The 17,935-nt window shown below is 66.3% G+C and carries 15 protein-coding genes and 1 pseudogene; 5 read left to right on the top strand and 11 right to left on the bottom strand.

Translation table 11 applies throughout. The features are described from left to right. The 5 genes from DIE17_RS13400 to DIE17_RS13380 all read right to left on the bottom strand — a co-directional run bounded on the left by DIE17_RS13400 (position 1) and on the right by DIE17_RS13380 (position 6,315). A complete protein-coding gene (locus DIE17_RS13400) occupies positions 1 to 1,971 on the bottom strand; it encodes a beta-galactosidase (RefSeq protein ID WP_124529537.1) in 1,971 nt (656 codons plus the stop codon). A gap of 36 nt (positions 1,972 to 2,007) precedes the next feature. Then, complete coding sequence (locus tag DIE17_RS13395; protein ID WP_124920976.1) at positions 2,008 to 2,859, bottom strand: carbohydrate ABC transporter permease; 852 nt, start codon at positions 2,857 to 2,859, stop codon at positions 2,008 to 2,010. An 11-nt stretch (positions 2,860 to 2,870) separates the two neighbouring features. Then, positions 2,871 to 3,788 (bottom strand): carbohydrate ABC transporter permease, encoded by a 918-nt coding sequence (locus DIE17_RS13390; RefSeq protein WP_124519877.1) that lies wholly within the window; start codon positions 3,786 to 3,788, stop codon positions 2,871 to 2,873. A 70-nt stretch (positions 3,789 to 3,858) separates the two neighbouring features. Beyond that, on the bottom strand, positions 3,859 to 5,097 hold the full coding sequence (locus DIE17_RS13385; RefSeq protein ID WP_124920975.1) for an ABC transporter substrate-binding protein: 1,239 nt from the start codon (positions 5,095 to 5,097) through the stop codon (positions 3,859 to 3,861). Between the two features lie 63 nt (positions 5,098 to 5,160). Then, positions 5,161 to 6,315 (bottom strand): ABC transporter ATP-binding protein, encoded by a 1,155-nt coding sequence (locus DIE17_RS13380; protein ID WP_124487295.1) that lies wholly within the window; start codon positions 6,313 to 6,315, stop codon positions 5,161 to 5,163. 234 nt (positions 6,316 to 6,549) lie between these two features. Here DIE17_RS13380 and DIE17_RS13375 point away from each other — a divergent pair, with 234 nt between their 5' ends. Beyond that, positions 6,550 to 7,563, top strand: coding sequence for a LacI family DNA-binding transcriptional regulator (locus tag DIE17_RS13375; protein ID WP_124487296.1), 1,014 nt, complete (start codon positions 6,550 to 6,552; stop codon positions 7,561 to 7,563). A 186-nt stretch (positions 7,564 to 7,749) separates the two neighbouring features. Here the strand turns inward: DIE17_RS13375 and DIE17_RS13370 are convergent, their stop codons facing one another. The 3 genes from DIE17_RS13370 to DIE17_RS13360 all read right to left on the bottom strand — a co-directional run bounded on the left by DIE17_RS13370 (position 7,750) and on the right by DIE17_RS13360 (position 11,498). Continuing rightward, positions 7,750 to 9,189: an MFS transporter gene (locus DIE17_RS13370; RefSeq protein ID WP_124487297.1), complete on the bottom strand. Its 1,440-nt coding sequence runs from the start codon at positions 9,187 to 9,189 to the stop codon at positions 7,750 to 7,752. 208 nt (positions 9,190 to 9,397) lie between these two features. Then, the gene (locus DIE17_RS13365) at positions 9,398 to 10,549 is read right to left on the bottom strand and encodes a CaiB/BaiF CoA-transferase family protein (RefSeq protein WP_124519960.1); all 1,152 of its coding nucleotides are present in this window, start codon (positions 10,547 to 10,549) and stop codon (positions 9,398 to 9,400) included. A 7-nt stretch (positions 10,550 to 10,556) separates the two neighbouring features. Next, on the bottom strand, positions 10,557 to 11,498 hold the full coding sequence (locus tag DIE17_RS13360; RefSeq protein WP_124529549.1) for a hydroxymethylglutaryl-CoA lyase: 942 nt from the start codon (positions 11,496 to 11,498) through the stop codon (positions 10,557 to 10,559). A gap of 312 nt (positions 11,499 to 11,810) precedes the next feature. Between DIE17_RS13360 and DIE17_RS13355 the strand changes: the two genes are divergently transcribed. Together DIE17_RS13355 and DIE17_RS13350 are read left to right on the top strand one after the other, a co-directional pair. Next, positions 11,811 to 12,731, top strand: coding sequence for a LysR family transcriptional regulator (locus DIE17_RS13355; RefSeq protein WP_124646204.1), 921 nt, complete (start codon positions 11,811 to 11,813; stop codon positions 12,729 to 12,731). A 49-nt stretch (positions 12,732 to 12,780) separates the two neighbouring features. Further along, a pseudogene (locus DIE17_RS13350) lies at positions 12,781 to 13,005 on the top strand (integrase core domain-containing protein); the annotation flags it as partial. Positions 13,006 to 13,108: 103 nt separating this feature from the next. Here the strand turns inward: DIE17_RS13350 and DIE17_RS13345 are convergent. Genes DIE17_RS13345 through DIE17_RS13335 form a run of 3 tightly spaced genes read right to left on the bottom strand, consistent with a single transcriptional unit; the run spans position 13,109 to position 16,366 of the window. Continuing rightward, positions 13,109 to 14,293 carry a porin gene (locus DIE17_RS13345; protein ID WP_124920974.1) on the bottom strand — a complete coding sequence of 395 codons (1,185 nt, stop codon included), beginning with the start codon at positions 14,291 to 14,293 and terminating at the stop codon, positions 13,109 to 13,111. A 55-nt stretch (positions 14,294 to 14,348) separates the two neighbouring features. Next, positions 14,349 to 15,143 (bottom strand): ABC transporter substrate-binding protein, encoded by a 795-nt coding sequence (locus DIE17_RS13340; protein ID WP_044844287.1) that lies wholly within the window; start codon positions 15,141 to 15,143, stop codon positions 14,349 to 14,351. Between the two features lie 53 nt (positions 15,144 to 15,196). Continuing rightward, positions 15,197 to 16,366: a M20 aminoacylase family protein gene (locus DIE17_RS13335; RefSeq protein WP_124920973.1), complete on the bottom strand. Its 1,170-nt coding sequence runs from the start codon at positions 16,364 to 16,366 to the stop codon at positions 15,197 to 15,199. Between the two features lie 156 nt (positions 16,367 to 16,522). Here DIE17_RS13335 and DIE17_RS13330 point away from each other — a divergent pair, with 156 nt between their 5' ends. Continuing rightward, positions 16,523 to 17,485 carry a LysR substrate-binding domain-containing protein gene (locus DIE17_RS13330; protein WP_124487303.1) on the top strand — a complete coding sequence of 321 codons (963 nt, stop codon included), beginning with the start codon at positions 16,523 to 16,525 and terminating at the stop codon, positions 17,483 to 17,485. Positions 17,486 to 17,611: 126 nt separating this feature from the next. Beyond that, the gene (gene frmR / locus DIE17_RS13325) at positions 17,612 to 17,887 is read left to right on the top strand and encodes a formaldehyde-responsive transcriptional repressor FrmR (protein ID WP_044844290.1); all 276 of its coding nucleotides are present in this window, start codon (positions 17,612 to 17,614) and stop codon (positions 17,885 to 17,887) included. Positions 17,888 to 17,935 lie beyond the last annotated feature (48 nt).

Genomic DNA, 17,935 nt, shown 5'->3' with positions numbered 1-17,935 from the left:
TCAGTCCGGCTCGACCCATGCGGCGACGTCGACCGCGCCGAGTTCGCGGCCGCCGAGCACGAAACGCGCACCGTCCGGCGCGGGCAGCGTGCACGTTGCGTCGCCGTAGTTGAACGCGAATACGACGCGCCCGCGCCGGCGCAAGCGCACGCCGTCCGGCAATGCACGCACCGGCAGTCCGGCGTCGCGCGCGCAGCGGCCGACGATCGCACGCAACAGCGTGCGATCGAAGCAGGCGGTCGCCATCGTCACGCGGCCGCGCCGCACGAGTGCGGGCACGCCGTCGTCGCAGGCCGCGAGCACGTCGACACCGGTGATCGATTCCATATCGACGTGATCGCGCCATTTCAGCGCGTGGCCGTCGATGCCGTCGAACGCGACGCGCGGGGCGAGCGACGGCCGCAGCGATTCGACCTGGCCGATCCGCACCGGCAGCACGTCACGCAGCTTGCCGGGTGCGAGGCCCGGCGCGATGGCGAATGCCGCCGTACGCGAACCCGTGCGCGGCCCGAACAGCCACTGCGCATCGCCACGCGCGGCCTGCTCGACGATGCGATCCGTGACGACCGGCAGCGTCGGCGCGACGACGAACGCATAACGCGACACGTCCGCACCGGCCGCGACGATATCGACGTCGATCCCGAGTTCGCGCAGCGCGCGATACCAGTCGAACGCATGTTGCTGATAGTCGAAGTCGGCGCCATGCGGCTGAATCCGGATCATCCAGTCCGCCTCGTAGTCGAACAGCAGCGCGACGCGCGCCGGAGGTTCCGAACCCGCGAAGCACCCGGGATCCAGCGCAGCCAGTTCACGCGCGACGCGCGCCACTTCGTGGCCGCCCGGCGACAGCCGGTCGTCCGGCGCGTTGAGCCCCGAATGCAGTTGCTCCTGCGCATGCGGATACTGCCGCCAGCGGAAATACGATACGAGCTCCGCGCCATGCGCGAACGCTTCCCACGTCCATAGCCGCACGGCGCCGGCGTGCGGCACCGGGTTGTACGGCCCCCAGTTGACGGGCCCCGCCTGCTGCTCCATCACCCACATCCGGCCGTTGCCGACGCCGCGATACAGGTCGTGCGAGAACGCCGACACGTCCGGGTGCCCGGTGCGGGCCCAGCGCCGCTTGTCGGATTCGTCGAGCGGCAGCACTTCGGTGCGCGGCACCGGGTAGCTGTCCCACGCGGCCACGTCGAGGCCGCCGCGCGCGAACGCGTAGTGATCGAACTCGGTGAAAAAGCCCATGAAGTTGTGCAGCACGTCGCGGCCCGGTGCGTGCGGGCGGATCGCATCCACCTGCACGGCATGGAACCGCGCGACCTCATCCGACTGATAGCGGCGGAAGTCGAGCAGATGGGCGGGATTCGCATCGGTCGGCGTATGGCGCGGCAGTTCGATCTCGTCGAAGCCGCGATACTCCATGCTCCAGAACACGTTGCCCCACGCGCGGTTCAGCGCGCCGATATCGCCGTAGCGCACCGCGAGCCACGCGCGAAAACCTTCGAGCGCCGCACGCGTATAGCTCGGCAGCGTGTTGTGGCAGCCGATCTCGTTGTCGGTCTGCCATGCGATCACCGCCGGATGCGCGCCGTAGCGCCGCGCCATCGCGTCCACGATGCGCACGCAGTGCTCGCGATACACGGGGCTCGCGATATCGTAGTGGCGACGCGAGCCGAACTGCCACACCGCGCCGTCCGCGCCGATCGGCAGGATCTCCGGATGGCGATCGACGAGCCATTTCGGCGGCGCGGCGGTCGGCGTGCCGAGCACGATCTTCAGCTGCTGGCCGGCGAGCGTGTCGATCGCCTCGTCGAGCCACGCCCAGTCGTAGCGGCCGGGTTCCGGCTCCATCCGGCTCCACGCGAATTCGGCGATCCGCACGCGGGTCAGGCCCAGTTCGGCCATCCGCCGCGCATCGCGCTCCCATTGTTCGCGCGGCCAGTGTTCGGGGTAATAGCAAACGCCGAGATGCATCGTGGATTCCTTGCAGATGAAAGAGGATGGGACGGGTCAGCCCTTGGTCGCGCCGAACGTGAGCCCGGTGACGAAGTGCTTCTGCATCGCGAAGAACATCAGGACCGACGGCAACGCCGCGAGCACCGAGCCGGCCGACACGATGTTCCAGGCGGTCGTCCACTGCCCCTTGAGCGCGGCGACGCCGACGGTGATCGGCGCCGCGTCGTCGCCTTGCGTGAGGCACAGCGCCCAGAAGTAGTCGTTCCACACGAACGTAAATACGAGGATCGCGAGTGCCGCGAGCGCCGGCCGCACCAGCGGCAGCACGACGTGCCAGTAGATCGCCCATTCGGACGCGCCTTCGACGCGCGCGGCCTCGATCAGCTCGAACGGCAACTCGCGGATGAAGTTGCGCAGGAACAGCGTGCAGAAGCCGGTCTGGAACGCGGTATGGAACAGCACGAGCGCCCACACGGTGTTGTACAGGCCGACGCCGAGCATGATCTGCCGCACCGGGATCATCAGGATCTGGATCGGCACGAAGTTGCCGGCCACGAACAGCCCGAGCAGCACGAGATTGCCGCGGAACCGGTAGTTCGCGAGCGCGTGCCCCGCGAGCGACGCGAGCAGGATCGATGCCGCGACCGACGGCACCGTGATCAGGATGCTGTTCGCGAAGTAATGCAGCATCGGCGTCTGCGTGAGCGCGGTGCCGTAGTTGTCGAGCAGCGCGAACTGCTTCGGCCAGTCCCAGTAATGGCCGGCCGTGATCTCGTCGGTCGAGCGGATCGACGTGACGAGCACCGCGAGCAGCGGCACGAGCCACAGCGCGAGCGCGCACGGCAGCGACAGGCGGTACAGCAGGCGGGCGGGACGTCCCCAGCGGGACACAGGCATCGGATACATGTTGGTGATCCTTATGATTCGACGCGCACCAGCTTGCGCAGCTGCCACACGATATAGACGAGCATGATCGCGAACAGCACGACCGCGATCGCGGCCGAATAGCCTTCGCGGTAGTACTTGATCGCCTGGTCGACCATGAAGTACGCGAGCACGGTCGAGCTGTCGAACGGGCCGCCTCCCGTCATCACGGAGATCAGGTCGAAGCTGCGCAGCGCGCCGATCACGGTCAGCACCACCGCCATGAAGGTCGCCGGCCGCAATTGCGGCAGGATCACGTGCCACAGCAGCGTGAAGCCGCGCGCGCCTTCCATCCGCGCCGCTTCGACGATCTCGCCGTTGATGCCGGTGAGCCCGGTCAGGTAGAGGATCATGCAGAACGGAATCTGCGGCCAGAGCGCGGCGACGATCACGCCGTAGGTCGCATAGCGCGGATCGCCGAGCACCGGGATCCCGTGTCCGACGATCAGCTTCAGCAGCCCGAACGTCGGATCGTAGAACCATGAGAACACCAGGCCGACGACGACGCCCGGCAACACGAACGGTGCGAAGAACAGCGACTTCACGAGCCGGATGCCGAACACGTCCTGGTTCAGGTACAGCGCGAGCGCGAGGCCGAGCGGCGGCGCGGCGAGGAACAGCGCGAGCCACAGCACGTTGTTCTTCAGCGCGACGTAGAACGTATCGGACTGCAGCAGCTCGCGATAGTTGTCGAGCCCGGCATACGTCATCGGCGTCATCCCGTCCCAGTGATGGACGCTCAGCCAGATGCTGCTGACGATCGGATACAGCACGAACACGGTGAAGAGCGCGAATCCCGGCAGCACGAACCACAGGGCCGCGCGGTTGCGCCGGCGCGCGAGCGACGCGCGCGCATGCCGCTGCGGGCCGGCTTCGCGGCGCGCGGCGCTTTCGGACAGGCTGGTTGACATGAGGTGACCTTCTGCGAACGGTGGCAACGAAGGACCGGACCGGCATGCGCCGGCCCGGCCGCATGGCGCGCTACTTCCGGTAGATCCGCTTGCGGGCCTGATCGAGGCGCTGCAGGATCGCGTCGAGCTGCGTCGGGTCCGACAGGAACTGCTGCATCGCCTTCATCCCCTCGTCCGCCATTTCCTTCGTCATGTCGCGGTCGTAGAACTGCGCGATGCCGCCGGGCGTCGTCGCGAGCGTGCGAAAGCCGATCTTCGAGATCGGGTCCTGCGGCTCGGGCGCCTTGTTGTTCGACGGCAGTTGCCCCATTCCCTTCGCGAACTCGCCGCTGACGGCCGGTTGCCCCATGAACGCGAGGAAGCGGCGCGCGTCCGTCTTGTTGTGCGCCTTCGCCGGCACGATCAGCACGTTGACCGGGCCATCTTCCGCAAGCGGCACCGACGCATCGATCACCGGGAAGCGGAAGAAGCCGATCGGATTGCGCGCCGCACTCAGCAGGCCCGCCGAATACCAGGTGCCCATCAGCGTCATCGCGGCCTGGCCGTTGACGATCAGCGGGCTGAGCGAATCGACGTCGTAGGACAGCGCGTTGTCGATGAAATACTTGTCGTCGATCAGCTTCTTCCAGGCCGCGTATACGGCGCGCACGCGCGGATCGGTATACGCGACGTCGCCGGCCATCAGTTTCTGGTGAAATGCGTAGCCGTTGATCCGCAGGTCGAGGTAGTCGAACCACGCGGCCAGCGTCCACGCATCGCGCGCGGCCACCGCGACCGGCGCGATGCCCGCGGCCTTCAGCTTGCGGCACGCGTCGAGAAACTGCGCCCAGTCGGCCGGCTCGCCGTGAATGCCGGCCTTCTCGAACAGGTCCTTGCGGTAGAACAACCCATACGCGTCGTAGCCGAGCGGCAAACTATAGAGCTTGCCGCCGTAGGTCGACGACTGCTTCACGGCCGCATACGTGTCGTTCCAGCCGTTCTTCTGCCAGTCGGCGCTCAGGTCCTCGATCAGCCCGCGCTTCGCGAAATACGCGAGCCGTTCGCCGTTGTTCCAGCTCAGCACGTCGGGCGGATCGGTCGCGAGCCAGCCCGACATCTGCACCTTGTACGCCTCCTCGCCGACGTAGCTGACCTTCAGGTCGATATCCGGATTCGCCTTGTGGAACTGGTCGAACGCCGCCTGCCACGTCGCACGCTGGTTGCCGCGCGCGGCGACGTTCACCTTCAGCGTGCCCGCATCGGCCGTCCCCGCGGCGCATGCCGCGGCAGTCATCAAGGCAAGCAGCAATCGGCTCGCACGAAGTCTCATCGTTGTCTCCTGGTATTGGTGTGATGGGTGCCGCGTCGCGCGCGGCGGGTCGGCAGTGCGCCGCTACGCGAACGCCGCTTCGGCGTGGACGGCCGGCAACGCGATGCCGGCCTCGTCGAACAGGTGGCAGCACGACGGCGACACGCGGAACGCATGCCGTTCGCCGCGCCGCAACGCGGCCTGGCCCGGCAGTTTCGCGAGCAGCGGCACGCCGCCGGGCTGGTCCAGATGCACGTACGCGGCTTCGCCGAGCTGCTCGACGAGTACGACGTCACGCACGATCGCCGGCAGGTCGGCATCGCCCGCCGTGGCGACCGTCAGATGCTCGGGACGAATCCCGAGCGTCACGCGCGCGCCGCTGCCGACGTGGCGCGGCAACGGCCGATCGCGCAGCGTCAGCGTTTCGCCGGTTCCATCCAGGCGCAGCCGGCAGCCATGCGCATCGCCCGCTTCGACGACCGCCGGCAGGAAGTTCATCCGCGGCGAGCCGATGAAGCCCGCGACGAAGCGGTTGGCCGGCCGGTGATACAGCTCGAGCGGCGCACCGGCCTGTGCGATGCTGCCGAAGCGCGCGACGTCGTCGCCCGCGTGCAGCAGCACGATCCGGTCGGCCAGCGTCATCGCCTCGATCTGGTCGTGCGTCACGTAGACGGAGCTCGATTGCGTGAAGCGTGCGTGCAGGCGGGCAATCTCGACGCGTGTCTGGCCGCGCAGCGTCGCGTCGAGATTCGACAGCGGCTCGTCGAACAGGAACACGCGCGGCTCGCGCACGATCGCGCGGCCGATCGCGACGCGCTGCCGCTGGCCGCCCGACAACGCCTTCGGCTTGCGATCGAGCAGCGCGTCGAGCTGCAGCACGCGCGCGGCTTCGGTCACGCGGCGGCGAATCTCGTCCTTCGGCGTGCCTGCGATCCGCAACCCGAAACCGATGTTGTCGAACACGGTCATGTGCGGAAACAGCGCATAGCTCTGGAACACCATCGCGACGCCGCGCTCGGCGGGCGGCGTGTCGTTCATGCGCGCACCGCCGATCCGCAGTTCGCCTTCGGTCACGTCCTCGAGCCCGGCGATCATCCGCAACAGCGTGGACTTGCCGCACCCCGACGGACCGAGAAACACGCAGAACTCGTGCGACGCGATCTCGAGGTTCACGTCGCGCAGCACCGGCGCATGGTCGCCGTAGCGCTTCGAGACGTCCTTCAATGAAATGGCGGTCATTGCGCTCTCCTCTTCCGGTCAGGCGCTACGGATCGAGAAATTTAATCGCTTAAATTTCAGTGGTGCAGTTCGCCCGGTTCGCCGTACCATGTCGTCTCCTTGATCTGATGTGCCGAGAAATTAGCGTATCGCCTGTCCTTGTGCAACTAGTGGGACGCACTCCCAGAATATGAGCAGACACTCCCCCGCTTCCCTTCCGTCGCGCCTCTTCTCCCGACCACCTGCAGGCCGCGCATGGTGACGCTCGCGCAAGTCGCGCAGCGCGCGAACGTCACTGCTGCGACCGTCTCGAACGTGCTGCGCAATCCGCAGAAGGTGAAGCCGGCAACCGTCGAACGCGTGATGGCCGCGATCCGCGAACTCGGCTATCGGCCGAACCTGACCGCGCGCGCGCTGGCCGAGGGCCGCACGTCGACGCTCGCGCTGATGCTGTCGAACATCACGAACCCGTTCTATCCGGAGTTCGTACTGGCCGCGGAGCGCGAGGCGCGCAAGCGCGGCCATTACCTGCTGGTGTCGAATACCGACGACGATCCGGCCATCACGCGCAACTACCTCGAGCGGATCGCGGGGACGCTCGCCGCCGGCGCGATCGTGATGAACACCGACCTCGCCGAAGCCGAGCTGGCCGACATCGCACGCCACGGTGCGTCGATCGTGCTGTGCATGTGGGAGCACGTGCATGCGTCGCGCACGCTGCCGTGCGTGACGGTCGATTTCGCGGCGGCGGGGGCGCTGGCGGCCACGCACCTGTCCGGGCTGCGGCATCGCGCGTTCGGCGCGCTCGTCGGCAGGGGATCGGGCGGCCCGCAGTCGGTGCGGCTGCGCGGCTTCGCCGACGAACTCGCGGCACGCGGCCATCCGGCGGACGCGTTGACGACCGTGTCGGCGCACGATTCGATCGAAGGCGGCTACGAAGCGGCTGCTGCGTTACTGAGGGCGCAGCCCGGCCTCACCGCGCTGTTCGCGACCAACGACCTGATGGCGATCGGCGCGATGCAGGCGGCCGCCGATCTCGGCCTGCGCGTGCCGGCCGATCTGTCGGTGATCGGCATGACCGATATCCAGCTCGCGCACCAGTTCCGCCCTGCGCTGACGACAGTGCGGTTTCCGACGTCGCAGATCGCCGCGCGGGCGATCGCGCTGACGCTCGACATGATCGACGGGATCGAGCCGGCTGCCGCCGTGCATACGATCGGGGCGCCGGAGCTTGTCGTGCGGGAGTCGACGGGGGTGGCGCGGGGGTGAGGGTTCGATTCGGACGCCGGAACTATCGGTTCGCCGGCCAATCGTCGCCGAACACCGGCTGCCACTTGACGGCCTTGGCATCGTCGGCCTGGCGATGGCAAGATCCCCATGCCGGACCGATCTTCGATCCATCAAACCGCAACGTGCCCTTGTACGCGTCGCGGTTGTCGAGATAATCGTGACTGGTCAGTGGTTCAGTTCCTCGAGCCGCACACCATTGGTCTTCGGTCCAAAGAGGCCGATTGACACCGCGACCATCAGCATGCATGCCGTGATGCCGGCAAATACCCCTGGCACGCCGAAATCACGGAGAAGGAATGCGATCAGAAAGCCCGACATCATCGCACCGACCCGGCTGGCCGAATACACGATGCCGTTGGCCCGGCCCCGTATCGCTGTCGGGAACAACTCTGCCTGGTACGCGTGATAGCAGACCGAGATGATCTGGCCGGCGAAGCTGATCAACACACCGAGGATGATCAGCGGTGCCATCGTCCTGGCATGTGCGAACGCCATCCCGCATACGATCACGATCAACGCACCGCCAACGATCAGGTATTTGCGCTGGATCCTGTCGGCGACCGCCATCGCCAGCAGCGGCCCGATCGGCAACGCGAACGCGATGATGAACGAATAGAGCAGGCTTTTCGTGACCGTGATGCCCTGGCTGATCAACAGCGTCGGCACCCAGCTCGCAAAACCGTAGTAGCCGATCGCCTGGCAGAAGTTGAAGACAATCAGAATCACCATGCGTGATCGATACGGTTGCTGCCACAACTCCGCAAGCGATGCACGTCGATGCTTCGGCTGCACCACGACCTGCGACGGGGGCGGCAGCGACCGCCCCGACTGACGCTCGACGATCGCCTCGATGTTCCGCACGATCGCGTCGCTCTCGTCGAGTTTTCCGCGTATGGCGAGCCACCGCGGGCTCTCAGGCACACCGCGCCGGATGAACCACACCAGCAATGCGCCGGCCGCGCCTGCGAGCACCACGATGCGCCACCCTTCGATACCGAACACCGTGGTCGGTACGAGCCAGTACGACAGGATCGCGGCGACTGGAGCCGCCGCGAACATCACACTCTGGTTGAACGCCATCGCGCGGCCTCGCATGTGTTGTGGCACAACCTCCGTCACATAGCTGTCAATCGTGATGATTTCGACCCCGACGCCGATGCCGGTGATGAAGCGCCAGAAAATCATCCCCTCCGGGGTGGTCTGGAAGGCCATGATCACTGAACCGACCGAATACCAGAGCAGCGAGACCGTGAACACCGAGCGCCGGCCGTATCGATCGGGCAGCCAGCCCAGTCCGAACGTCCCGACGAACAGGCCGGCGAACGTCGCGGCGATGAAGCCGGCGATCCCGGTGAAGCCGAAAAACGCGTGCGTGGTCGTTTGCAGCACCCCGCTCTTCGTCATGCCCGGCGCGATGTAGCCGGTGAAGATCAGGTCGTAGACTTCGAAAAAGCCACCCAATGAGATCAGCAGCACCAGCATCCATAGATGGCGGGTGATCGGAAGACGATCCATACGCGCGGCGATTGCGGCACCCGGCGAGTTGTCGACGTTGACGACGAGTTGATCGTGCGGACGGGAATCCGCGGTTGCGGTGGAATGCATGTATGTCTCCTGGATACGGCAAATGTCGACGGCCTTGTTGTTGGATCGTGGTCCGTCTGCCGGTGTATCGCGCTCCGCGCACGTCATGCGTGGAGCGCGTTGTTCAACTGTGTTTCCCTACGACACCTCGGCGGATCTGTCCTCGAGCAGGTTCGCAACCTGTTCGTCCGTCGGTTCCCTCACCGCTTTCGCGAGTGCGCCTGGAAGGTCATGCGCTCGCTCGTCCGCGCAGTCGCGAAAGAATCTCGTGCGTGTGTTCGCCGACCCGAGCGAGCGCCTGCCGTACGCCCGGCCGCCGACCTCCCATCGTCAGCGGCAACAAGACAACATCGGTCATCGTGCCGTCGTCGGTCTCCATCGGCACGAGTCCGCCGCTGGCCTTCAGATGCGGGTCGTCGAACAGCTGCTCCGGTCGCACGATCGGCGCGTACGGAATGCCCGCGGCCTCGAGCTTCGGCATCAGTTCGTCGACACGATGGTCCTTGAGCACGGCGCCGAGCGCTTCGAGCAATTCGGGCCGAACCGCCACACGCAATGCGTTGCTCGCGAAGCGCGGCTCCGCCGGCAGATCCGGGCGGCCGAGGACGTCGCACAGCGTGACGAACTGCTTGTCGCTAACGGCGCCGATGAACAGCTGTTCGCCGTCGGCAAGCGTGAACACGTCATACACGCTCCATGCGGACACGCGCGCGGGCATCGGCGGCGGCGCTTCATGCGTCATTGCATACTGCTGCATGTGCTGCGCGGAGAGGAACACGCAGTTTTCGAAGAGCGCGCTTTGTACCTCCTGTCCGCGTCCGGTGACATCCCGTTCGCGCAACGCGGCCAGCACGCCGATCGCGCCGAACATGCCACCCATGATGTCGTTGACCGATGTTCCCGCACGCAACGGCCGGCCCACCGGCCCCGTCATGTACGACAGTCCACCCATCATTTGCACGACTTCGTCGAGCGCGAGACGCTTCTCGTAGGGGCCGGGCAGGAATCCCTTGTGCGACACGTAGACGAGCCGTGGAAACGCACTCGAAAGCGTGTCGTAGTCGAGACCGAGCTTCGTCATCAAGCCCGGGCGGAAGTTCTCGAGCATCACGTCGCACGTGCCGATCAGCGCGAGCGCGGCGTCCCTGCCCTCCGGTGTGTTGATGTCGAGAACGACGCTCTTCTTGTTGCGGTTGAAGGTGCGGAAGAAGCCGATGCCGAGGCCCGGCAGCTTGCGCGTCTTGTCGCCGCCGGGCGGCTCGATCTTGATGACCTCCGCGCCGAGATCCGCGAGGATCATCCCGCACGTCGGCCCCATGACCATGTGTGTAAACTCGATCACGCGCACACCGTCGAGCGGAAGTCTTGCGTTGGTTTCCATGAGGTCCTCAGGCATTGAGCGCTGTCGATGCAAGATGCGTTTTCGGCAGACCGGCACGCCACAGCGCGCCATGCAGCGTTTCGCCGTCGAGCCAGCGCGCGACCTTGGCGCGCAGCACCAGCAGCGCCGTCAGGTCGATACCGGTGTCGACGCCCATCTCGTCCAGCATGAACGCGAGGTCCTCGCTCGACGCATTGCCGCTTGCGCCCGGTGCATGAGGACACCCGCCGATTCCTGCGAGCGTCGCGTCGAAACGCGCGACACCGGTTTCCAGCGCGGCATAGATGTTGGCGAGCGCGAGGCCGCGCGTGTCATGAAAGTGGCCGCAATAGAAGCGCTCGCCTGCAATGCGACGCGCACGCTCGAACAGGTCACGAACGGCCGCTGGCCCCGCATAGCCGACCGTATCGGCGATGCTGACGCGATCCGCGCCCGCATCGAGCAGCGCCTGCATGCAACGCAAGACTTCGTCCGGTTCGACGCGCCCCTTGATCGTGCAGCCGAATGCCGTGCCGATGCCGCCTTCGATCAGCGTCGTCGATCCGGCGGCGTCGCGCTCGGCGCGGATATGCGCAACCTCGGCGATCACTTCGTCGGGCGTCTTGCGCAGGTTCGCGAGGCTGTGTTCGCGGCTCGCGGACACCGGCACGAGCAACAAGTCGGCGCAAGTCTCGATGGCGCGCTGCGCGCCTTTCAGGTTGGGCACCAGCACCGACACGGTGAGGCCCGGTAGCGTTTTCGCGTAGGCGACGAGCTCGGCCGTATCCGCAAGTTGCGGCAGAAGCCGTGCCGGCACGAAGGAACCGACTTCGATCTCGCGCTGGCCGGCTGCGTACGCATCGGCAATCCATTCGATCTTGCGCTCGGTCGGCAGAACGGTCTGGATGCTCTGCAGGCCGTCACGCAATCCGACCTCGCGAATCACGACATGGGAGGGAAAAGAAGGCATGGGGTTGCTGTCTCCGCAATCTGTGGCCGGTCATTGCACTCCGGCGATAGCCCTTACTCTATAGATTCCAAAAGCGACGTAAAGTATCGATTTGGAAGCTATAACGTTCCGAAACGGAATCTCAGAAATGTGGCCGCGTCCGCGTTGCGAACGGGCCGGCCGTCGTCACGAAATCTTCTGAAGAAAACCCGCACGGCGCGCCGGCGGGACGTCGTCGTGGTAATTTCCGACGTTCCCGAAGAACACGGATACCGGCCGAAACGGGCAGAAAACTTCCGACCCGGAACGTATCGACTCATGGAGACAGCACCGATGCGCGACCTCGACCTCAAGACACTACGACTGTTCGTGGCCGTGTGTGATCACGGCAACATCGCGCGAGCCGCGAAGGAAGCGCATATCGAGCCTTCGGCGATCAGCAAGCGCATCGCGCAGCTCGAGAGCGACCTCGGCGCGCCGGCGCTGACACGGTCGCGACGCGGCGTTACGCCCACGCCGGCCGGCGTCGCGCTGCTCGAGCATGCGCGCAGCATGCTGTTCACGATGGACCGGATCGCGGCCGACGTCACCGCGATCGGCGACGGGCTGCAGGGGCGCGTGAGCATCTGCGCGTCGGCGTCCGCGATCGCGGAAGTGTTACTGGACGACATCGCATCGTTCATGCGCGACCCCGCCAACCGGAACATCACGGTCGACGTCGAAGAGCGCCTGTCGCGCGACCTCGTCCGGCAGGTACGCGAAGGAGCATCTGCGGTCGGCGTGTGCTGGGACAACGTCGACTTGCAAGGACTGCAGGCGCGTTCATATCGGCATGATCGGCTGGCGCTCGCCGTGCACCCGGAGCATCCGCTTGCCGGGCTTCAATCGGTCGGTTTCGACGACACGCTCGACTTCGATCACGTCGGACTGCCGCCCGCCACGGCCGTTCACACGATGCTCAGGCGAGCAGCCGCGGATCGGGGCCGGACCGTGTCGTATCGCGTGATCGTGTCGAGTTTCGACGCAGCCTTTCGCGTCGTGGCCGCCGGTTTGGGGATCAGCGTCATCCCTGTCGAAGTTGCGGCCGCTTACCGGCAGTCGCTCGGCGTACGGGTCATCCCCCTCACCGATTCATGGGCCCGGCGCCGCTTCGTCGTCTGTTTCAAGACCTTTGACACTATCCAGCCCGCAGCACAAAGAATGGTCGAACATCTAGCGAAACGCGCCGAGTCGGAAACGAAGGTCGGTGAATAACGACCGTGGCATTGGTGATCGACGTGCTCGCCCGTCGCATCGTTGGCTGGCGCGTGGCGGCAGCTTCGATAACGCGCTGGCCGAAACGATCAGCGGTTTGTACAAGACGGAACGGATTCATCGGCGCGCCCCATGGAAAACGCGAGAATCCGTTGAACTGGCGACGCTGGAATGGGTGGCCTGGTACAACCATCATCGGCTGATGGAGCCGCTCGGCTCCATTCCGCCCGCTGAAGCCGACGCAAACTACTACAGGCAACTCGGAAATGCTGCTGACGTGCCTGCGGCGGGTCCTTGCCGGAATGCGCCGCTTGTGCGGGCGGGCGACGCCAGGCCGGCCGCCCACCCCGCCCTTCGATCCCTCGACCCCGATCCGGTCAGAACTTATGCCGGATCCCCGCATGCACCATCAACTGCTTCGACGTCGACGACAGATCGGCCGCCCCCGGGACATACGCCTGGTCGAGCGACGAGCCGGTCGCGTCGCCGGCAACCCGCTGGTACGCGCCCATCAGGTAGACGTCGGTGCGCTTCGACAGGTTGTAGTCGGCCATCAGCCCGATCGAATGGATCTTCGGTTTCGCGCTGCCGGTGGTCGCTTCATAACGCACGGTCGTATACACATACTGCGCGCCCACGAAGAACGCCGGCGTGAACTGGTATTTACCGTTCACTTCGAAGTTCTGATACTTGATCGCCGTGACCGTGCCGCCCGCGAGCGGCCCGGTGACGGGTTCGATCGTCTCGTCGCCGAACAGGTAGCCGACGTTCGCGGTCGGCCGCGTGACGTTGCTGTTGGTATACGCGAACCCGATCGTCGCGGGCCCTGCCGTGTAATTGACGCCCGCCCCGAAAATCCGCAGCCGCGCCGACGCGAAGTTCGCATCAGCGCCGACCGACCCCGAGCCCGCGATCGCACCGCCGGCCGTCGCGCCCGGGTTGTCCGCATTCAGGAACGCCGCGCCGACGAGCAGGCCGCCCTGCTCGTACTGCGCACCGACACTCCACTGCCGGTTGTTCGCGAACCCGGTGTCGTTGCTGAAGCTGTACGTGCCGCCGAACGAGAAGCCGGCAAAATCCGGGCTCGCGTACTTGACCGTGTTGTTCACGCGGAACGTGTTGCCGGTGTTGTCGTTGTCGAGCGGATGCGAGAACGGATAAGTGCCCCAGCTGCCGTTCGCGGTCGTCGGCGCGAGATAGTCGACGACCGAGTCGTATTGCCGGCCTAGCGTGAGCGTGCCGAAGCGCGTGCTGCCGAGCCCGACGTAAGCCTGCCGCCCGAACATGCGGCCGCCCTGCGCGAGCGTGCCGCTGTTCACGTTGAAGCCGCTCTCGATCTGGAACAGCGCGCTGTAGCCGCCGCCGAGATCCTCGGTGCCCTTCAGCCCCCAGCGGCTGCCCTGCGCGAAGCCGCTCGCCATCTGCCAATCACCGTGGCCGCCGACGTTGTTCGTATAGTCGATGCCCGCATCGATCAACCCGTACAACGTGACGCTGCTTTGCGCGAACGCCGGTGCCGCGCACAGTGCCGGCATCGCGACGAAAAACAATCTCCAGTTCATTCGTTTTCCTTATTGATATCGTTATCCCAACCCTTGCGATACGGGTCGGCTCTGCTTACTTCGTGCCGTAGATGTCGAAGTCGAAGTACTTGCGGTTGATCCGCTGATACGTACCGTTCGCGAGAATCGTCGCCAGCGCGCGGTTGAATGCATCGCGCAGCTCAGTGTCCTGCTTGCGCAGCCCGAGGCCGTCGCCCTGTCCGAAGTACTTCGCATCGTCGATCGCCGCACCGACGAACATGAAATCCTTGCCCTGCGGCTTCTTCAGGAAGCCGTCGCTGGCCGCGATCGACGCCTGGAACGCCGCGTCGAGCCGCCCGCTCACGAGATCGGCATAGACCTGGTCCTGGTTCTGGTACGACTCGATCTGCACGCCGGCCGGCTGCCAGTTCGCGATCGCATAGTCTGCCTGCGCGGAACCCTGCTCGACGCCGACCCGCTTGCCCTTCAGCGACGCGGCCGTCGGCAGCAGCGGCGAACCCTTGCGCGCGACCAGCCGCGCCGGCGCGTTCGAGATCCGGTTCGTGAACGCGATCTGCTGCATGCGCTTCGGCGTGATCGTCATCGACGACGCGATCACGTCGAACTTGCGCGCGAGCAGCCCCGGAATCATCCCGTCGAAACTCGACTCGACCCACACGCAGCGCGCATGCAGCTCCGCGCACAACGCGTTCGTAATGTCGATCCCGAAGCCGGTCAGCGTGCCGTCGGGCTGCTTGTATTCGAGCGGGGGATAGGTGGGATCGACCGCGAGGCGGATCTCCTTGCCCGTCCAGTCACCCGCATGCGCGGCGCCTGCCACCGTCGTTGCCGTCAGCGCCACCGCGAGCGCCGCCATCCATTGTTTCATTGCCAGTCTCCTTGTTGCCGTCGTTGAAGGTAAATCGAATCGGTCCGGCCGCGTCACGCGAGGTAGCGCTCGGCGAGCGCGATCCAGTAGCTCGCGCCCGTCGCGAGGCACGCATCGTTGAAATCGTAGCCGGGGTTGTGCAGCCCGCAGCCTGCCGCGCCGTCGCCGTTGCCAATCGACAGGTAGCTGCCCGGGCACGCGTCGAGCATGAACGCGAAATCCTCGCTCGCCGCGATCGGCCGCAGATGCGGAATCAGCGCATCGTCGCCGCCCCATTCGCGCGCGACATCGCGCGCGAACGCCGTTTCCGCCGCGTGATTCACGAGCACCGGATAACCGTGGCGATAGTCGATCTCGGCCGTCGCGCCATAGCTGTCTGCCTGGCCGTGCACGATCGCGCGAATGCGCCGTTCGAGCAGCGCGCGCACGTCCGGCGACAGCGCCCGCACGCTCAGTTCGAGATCCGCATGCGGCGGAATCACGTTCGATGCGGTGCCCGCGTGGATCGAGCCGGTCGTGACGATCGCCAGTTCCTGCGGATTGACGTTGCGCGACACGACCGTCTGCAGCGCCATCACGATCGACGCGCAGACGACCACCGGATCGATCGTCGTGTGCGGCGCCGCGCCGTGGCCGCCGCGGCCGATTATGCGCACGCGCACCTCGTCGGCCGACGCCATCGCCGGGCCGTCGCAGAAGCCGAGCACGCCGGCCGGCAGGCCCGGCACGTTGTGCATCGCGAACACGGCATCGCACGGGAACTGCGTAAACAGCCCGTCGTCGAGCATCCGCTTCGCGCCGCCCAGCCCTTCCTCCGCCGGCTGGAAAATCAGGTTCAGCGTGCCGCTGAAGCGCCCGCGCTGCGCGATGCAACGGGCGGCGGCGAGCAGCATCGCCGTATGGCCGTCGTGGCCGCACGCGTGCATCACGCCGTCGTGCCGGCTCGCATGCGGCAGCCCGGTCGTCTCGCGGATCGGCAGCGCATCCATGTCCGCGCGCAGCCCGAGCCGCTTCCCGGCGCCGCGCGTGAGCGTGCCGACCACGCCGGTGCCACCGAGGCCGCGCGTGACCCGATAACCCCATGTTGTCAGGCAATCGGCGACGAGCCCGCTCGTCGCGTGTTCGTCGAAACCGAGTTCCGGATGGGCATGCAGCCGGCGGCGCAGCGCGATCATCTCCGTCTCGATGGCCGCCAATTCAGGCGGAATGCGTACTCGATCCAACCCCGTTACTCCTTTCCAGGTGCCGCGTGGCGACTGCCGGAGTGGCAGGTCGTGAGCGAGATCGTAGGCAGCGAAAAAGCCGGCGAACAGCCGCAGTTTCGTTATGATGACAACCTTTCGTTGTCAGCTATCACACCCTTTCGCACCTTTCACACCATGAGCACGATCAAGCTGCATCAGTTGCAGGCGCTCGTCGCGAGCGCGGAGGCCGGGAGCATCCGCGGCGCGGCGCGCACGCTCGGGCTGTCGCAGGCGGCCGTCACGCGCGCGTTGCGCGAGCTGGAGGCCAGCGAGCGCCTGCCGCTGCTGGTGCGCGCGCCGGAAGGCATCGGCTTCACCGAATACGGGAAGACCCTGCTCACGCACGCGAAACTCGTGCTCAAGCAGCTCGAGCACGCGCAAAGCGATCTCGAGCGGATGCGCGGGCGCGTCGAGGGGCGGCTGAGCGTCGGCGTCACGCCGTGGCTGACGATGACCTTCCTCGCGGAAACCGTGCTGCAGTTTCGCGAGCGGATGCCCGACGTGCGCCTCGAACTGTACGAAGCGCTGATGGCCGTCGCGCAACCGCTGCTGCGCGACGGCAGCATGGATTTCGCGCTCGGCCACGTGCAGGCCGGCAGCGGCGCGCAGGAGTTCGCGTTCGAGCCGCTGCTGCGCTACGAGACGTCGGTGATGGTGCGCGCCGGGCATCCGCGCGAACGCGCGACGTCGGTGCACGACCTGCTCGATTGCGACTGGGTGCTGAATTCGTCGGCCGACGGCCAGGCCGCGCTCGTCGACTACCTGTTCACGCGGCACGGCGCGCAGATCGACGAGCGGCGCATCGTGCGCGCGCAGTCGGTCGCGATGCTGCAGACGATGCTCGAACAGGCCGGCATGTGCACGTGGTGCCCGACGATCCTCGCGGCGGTGCCGCCGTTCGGCGAGCGGATGCGCGTGCTGTCGCTGAAGGAGACCTTCGAGCCGAGCGAACTCGGCGTCGTCACGCGCCGCAGCAGCACGCTGAGCGACGCCGCGCGCTGCTTCATCGACTGCCTGCTGCAGGTGATCCGGCGGCATGCGCGCTCGGCGCGCAAGGACGATCTCGCGCTGTTCCGCACGCTCTCGCTGTTGATCTGACGCCGATCGCGCTCCGGCATCGGGAACCCCGCCGGCGGCGGCCCTGCGACATCCGGGCACGACCGGGTATACCTCCGGCACCGCATTGTTCTATACTGCCCCCCAGTATCTGGAAACCACGATCCCATGCCCCATTCCCCCGCAGAGAAAAAACGCGTCCTGACCCGCGTGCGCCGTGTCCGCGGGCAGCTGAATGCACTCGAGCAGGCGCTCGAGGAAGGCGCCGACTGTGGTCCGGTACTGCAGCAGCTGGCGGCGATCCGCGGCGCGATCAACGGCGTGATGGCCGGCGTGCTCGAAAGCCATCTGCGCGAGGAATTCACCCAGCTCGCGGAGGCCCCGCGGCCTGCTTCCGAATCGATCGACGATATCGTGACCCTCGTCCGGTCCTACCTGCGTTGACCGGCGCAGGATCGTCGACGCTCCGCTCCATTCGATGATTTTTTCAAC

It is taken from the genome of Burkholderia sp. Bp9099 (assembly GCF_003857805.1).
Lineage (GTDB): Bacteria > Pseudomonadota > Gammaproteobacteria > Burkholderiales > Burkholderiaceae > Burkholderia.
Note: the sequence above shows the minus strand (reverse complement) of the source record. Positions and strands in the feature narration are given on the sequence as shown.

Excerpts from the sequence above, each read along its gene's own strand:
- DIE17_RS13360 (WP_124529549.1), bottom strand. The coding sequence starts at position 11,498 with ATGCCTTCTTTTCCCTCCCATGTCGTGATTCGCGAGGTCGGATTGCGT.
- DIE17_RS13400 (WP_124529537.1), bottom strand. The coding sequence starts at position 1,971 with ATGCATCTCGGCGTTTGCTATTACCCCGAACACTGGCCGCGCGAACAA.
- frmR (WP_044844290.1), top strand. The coding sequence starts at position 17,612 with ATGCCCCATTCCCCCGCAGAGAAAAAACGCGTCCTGACCCGCGTGCGC.
- DIE17_RS13370 (WP_124487297.1), bottom strand. The coding sequence starts at position 9,189 with ATGCATTCCACCGCAACCGCGGATTCCCGTCCGCACGATCAACTCGTC.
- DIE17_RS13330 (WP_124487303.1), top strand. The coding sequence starts at position 16,523 with ATGAGCACGATCAAGCTGCATCAGTTGCAGGCGCTCGTCGCGAGCGCG.
- DIE17_RS13340 (WP_044844287.1), bottom strand. The coding sequence starts at position 15,143 with ATGAAACAATGGATGGCGGCGCTCGCGGTGGCGCTGACGGCAACGACG.
- DIE17_RS13365 (WP_124519960.1), bottom strand. The coding sequence starts at position 10,549 with ATGGAAACCAACGCAAGACTTCCGCTCGACGGTGTGCGCGTGATCGAG.
- DIE17_RS13380 (WP_124487295.1), bottom strand. The coding sequence starts at position 6,315 with ATGACCGCCATTTCATTGAAGGACGTCTCGAAGCGCTACGGCGACCAT.
- DIE17_RS13355 (WP_124646204.1), top strand. The coding sequence starts at position 11,811 with ATGCGCGACCTCGACCTCAAGACACTACGACTGTTCGTGGCCGTGTGT.
- DIE17_RS13375 (WP_124487296.1), top strand. The coding sequence starts at position 6,550 with ATGGTGACGCTCGCGCAAGTCGCGCAGCGCGCGAACGTCACTGCTGCG.
- DIE17_RS13390 (WP_124519877.1), bottom strand. The coding sequence starts at position 3,788 with ATGTCAACCAGCCTGTCCGAAAGCGCCGCGCGCCGCGAAGCCGGCCCG.
- DIE17_RS13385 (WP_124920975.1), bottom strand. The coding sequence starts at position 5,097 with ATGAGACTTCGTGCGAGCCGATTGCTGCTTGCCTTGATGACTGCCGCG.
- DIE17_RS13395 (WP_124920976.1), bottom strand. The coding sequence starts at position 2,859 with ATGTATCCGATGCCTGTGTCCCGCTGGGGACGTCCCGCCCGCCTGCTG.
- DIE17_RS13345 (WP_124920974.1), bottom strand. The coding sequence starts at position 14,293 with ATGAACTGGAGATTGTTTTTCGTCGCGATGCCGGCACTGTGCGCGGCA.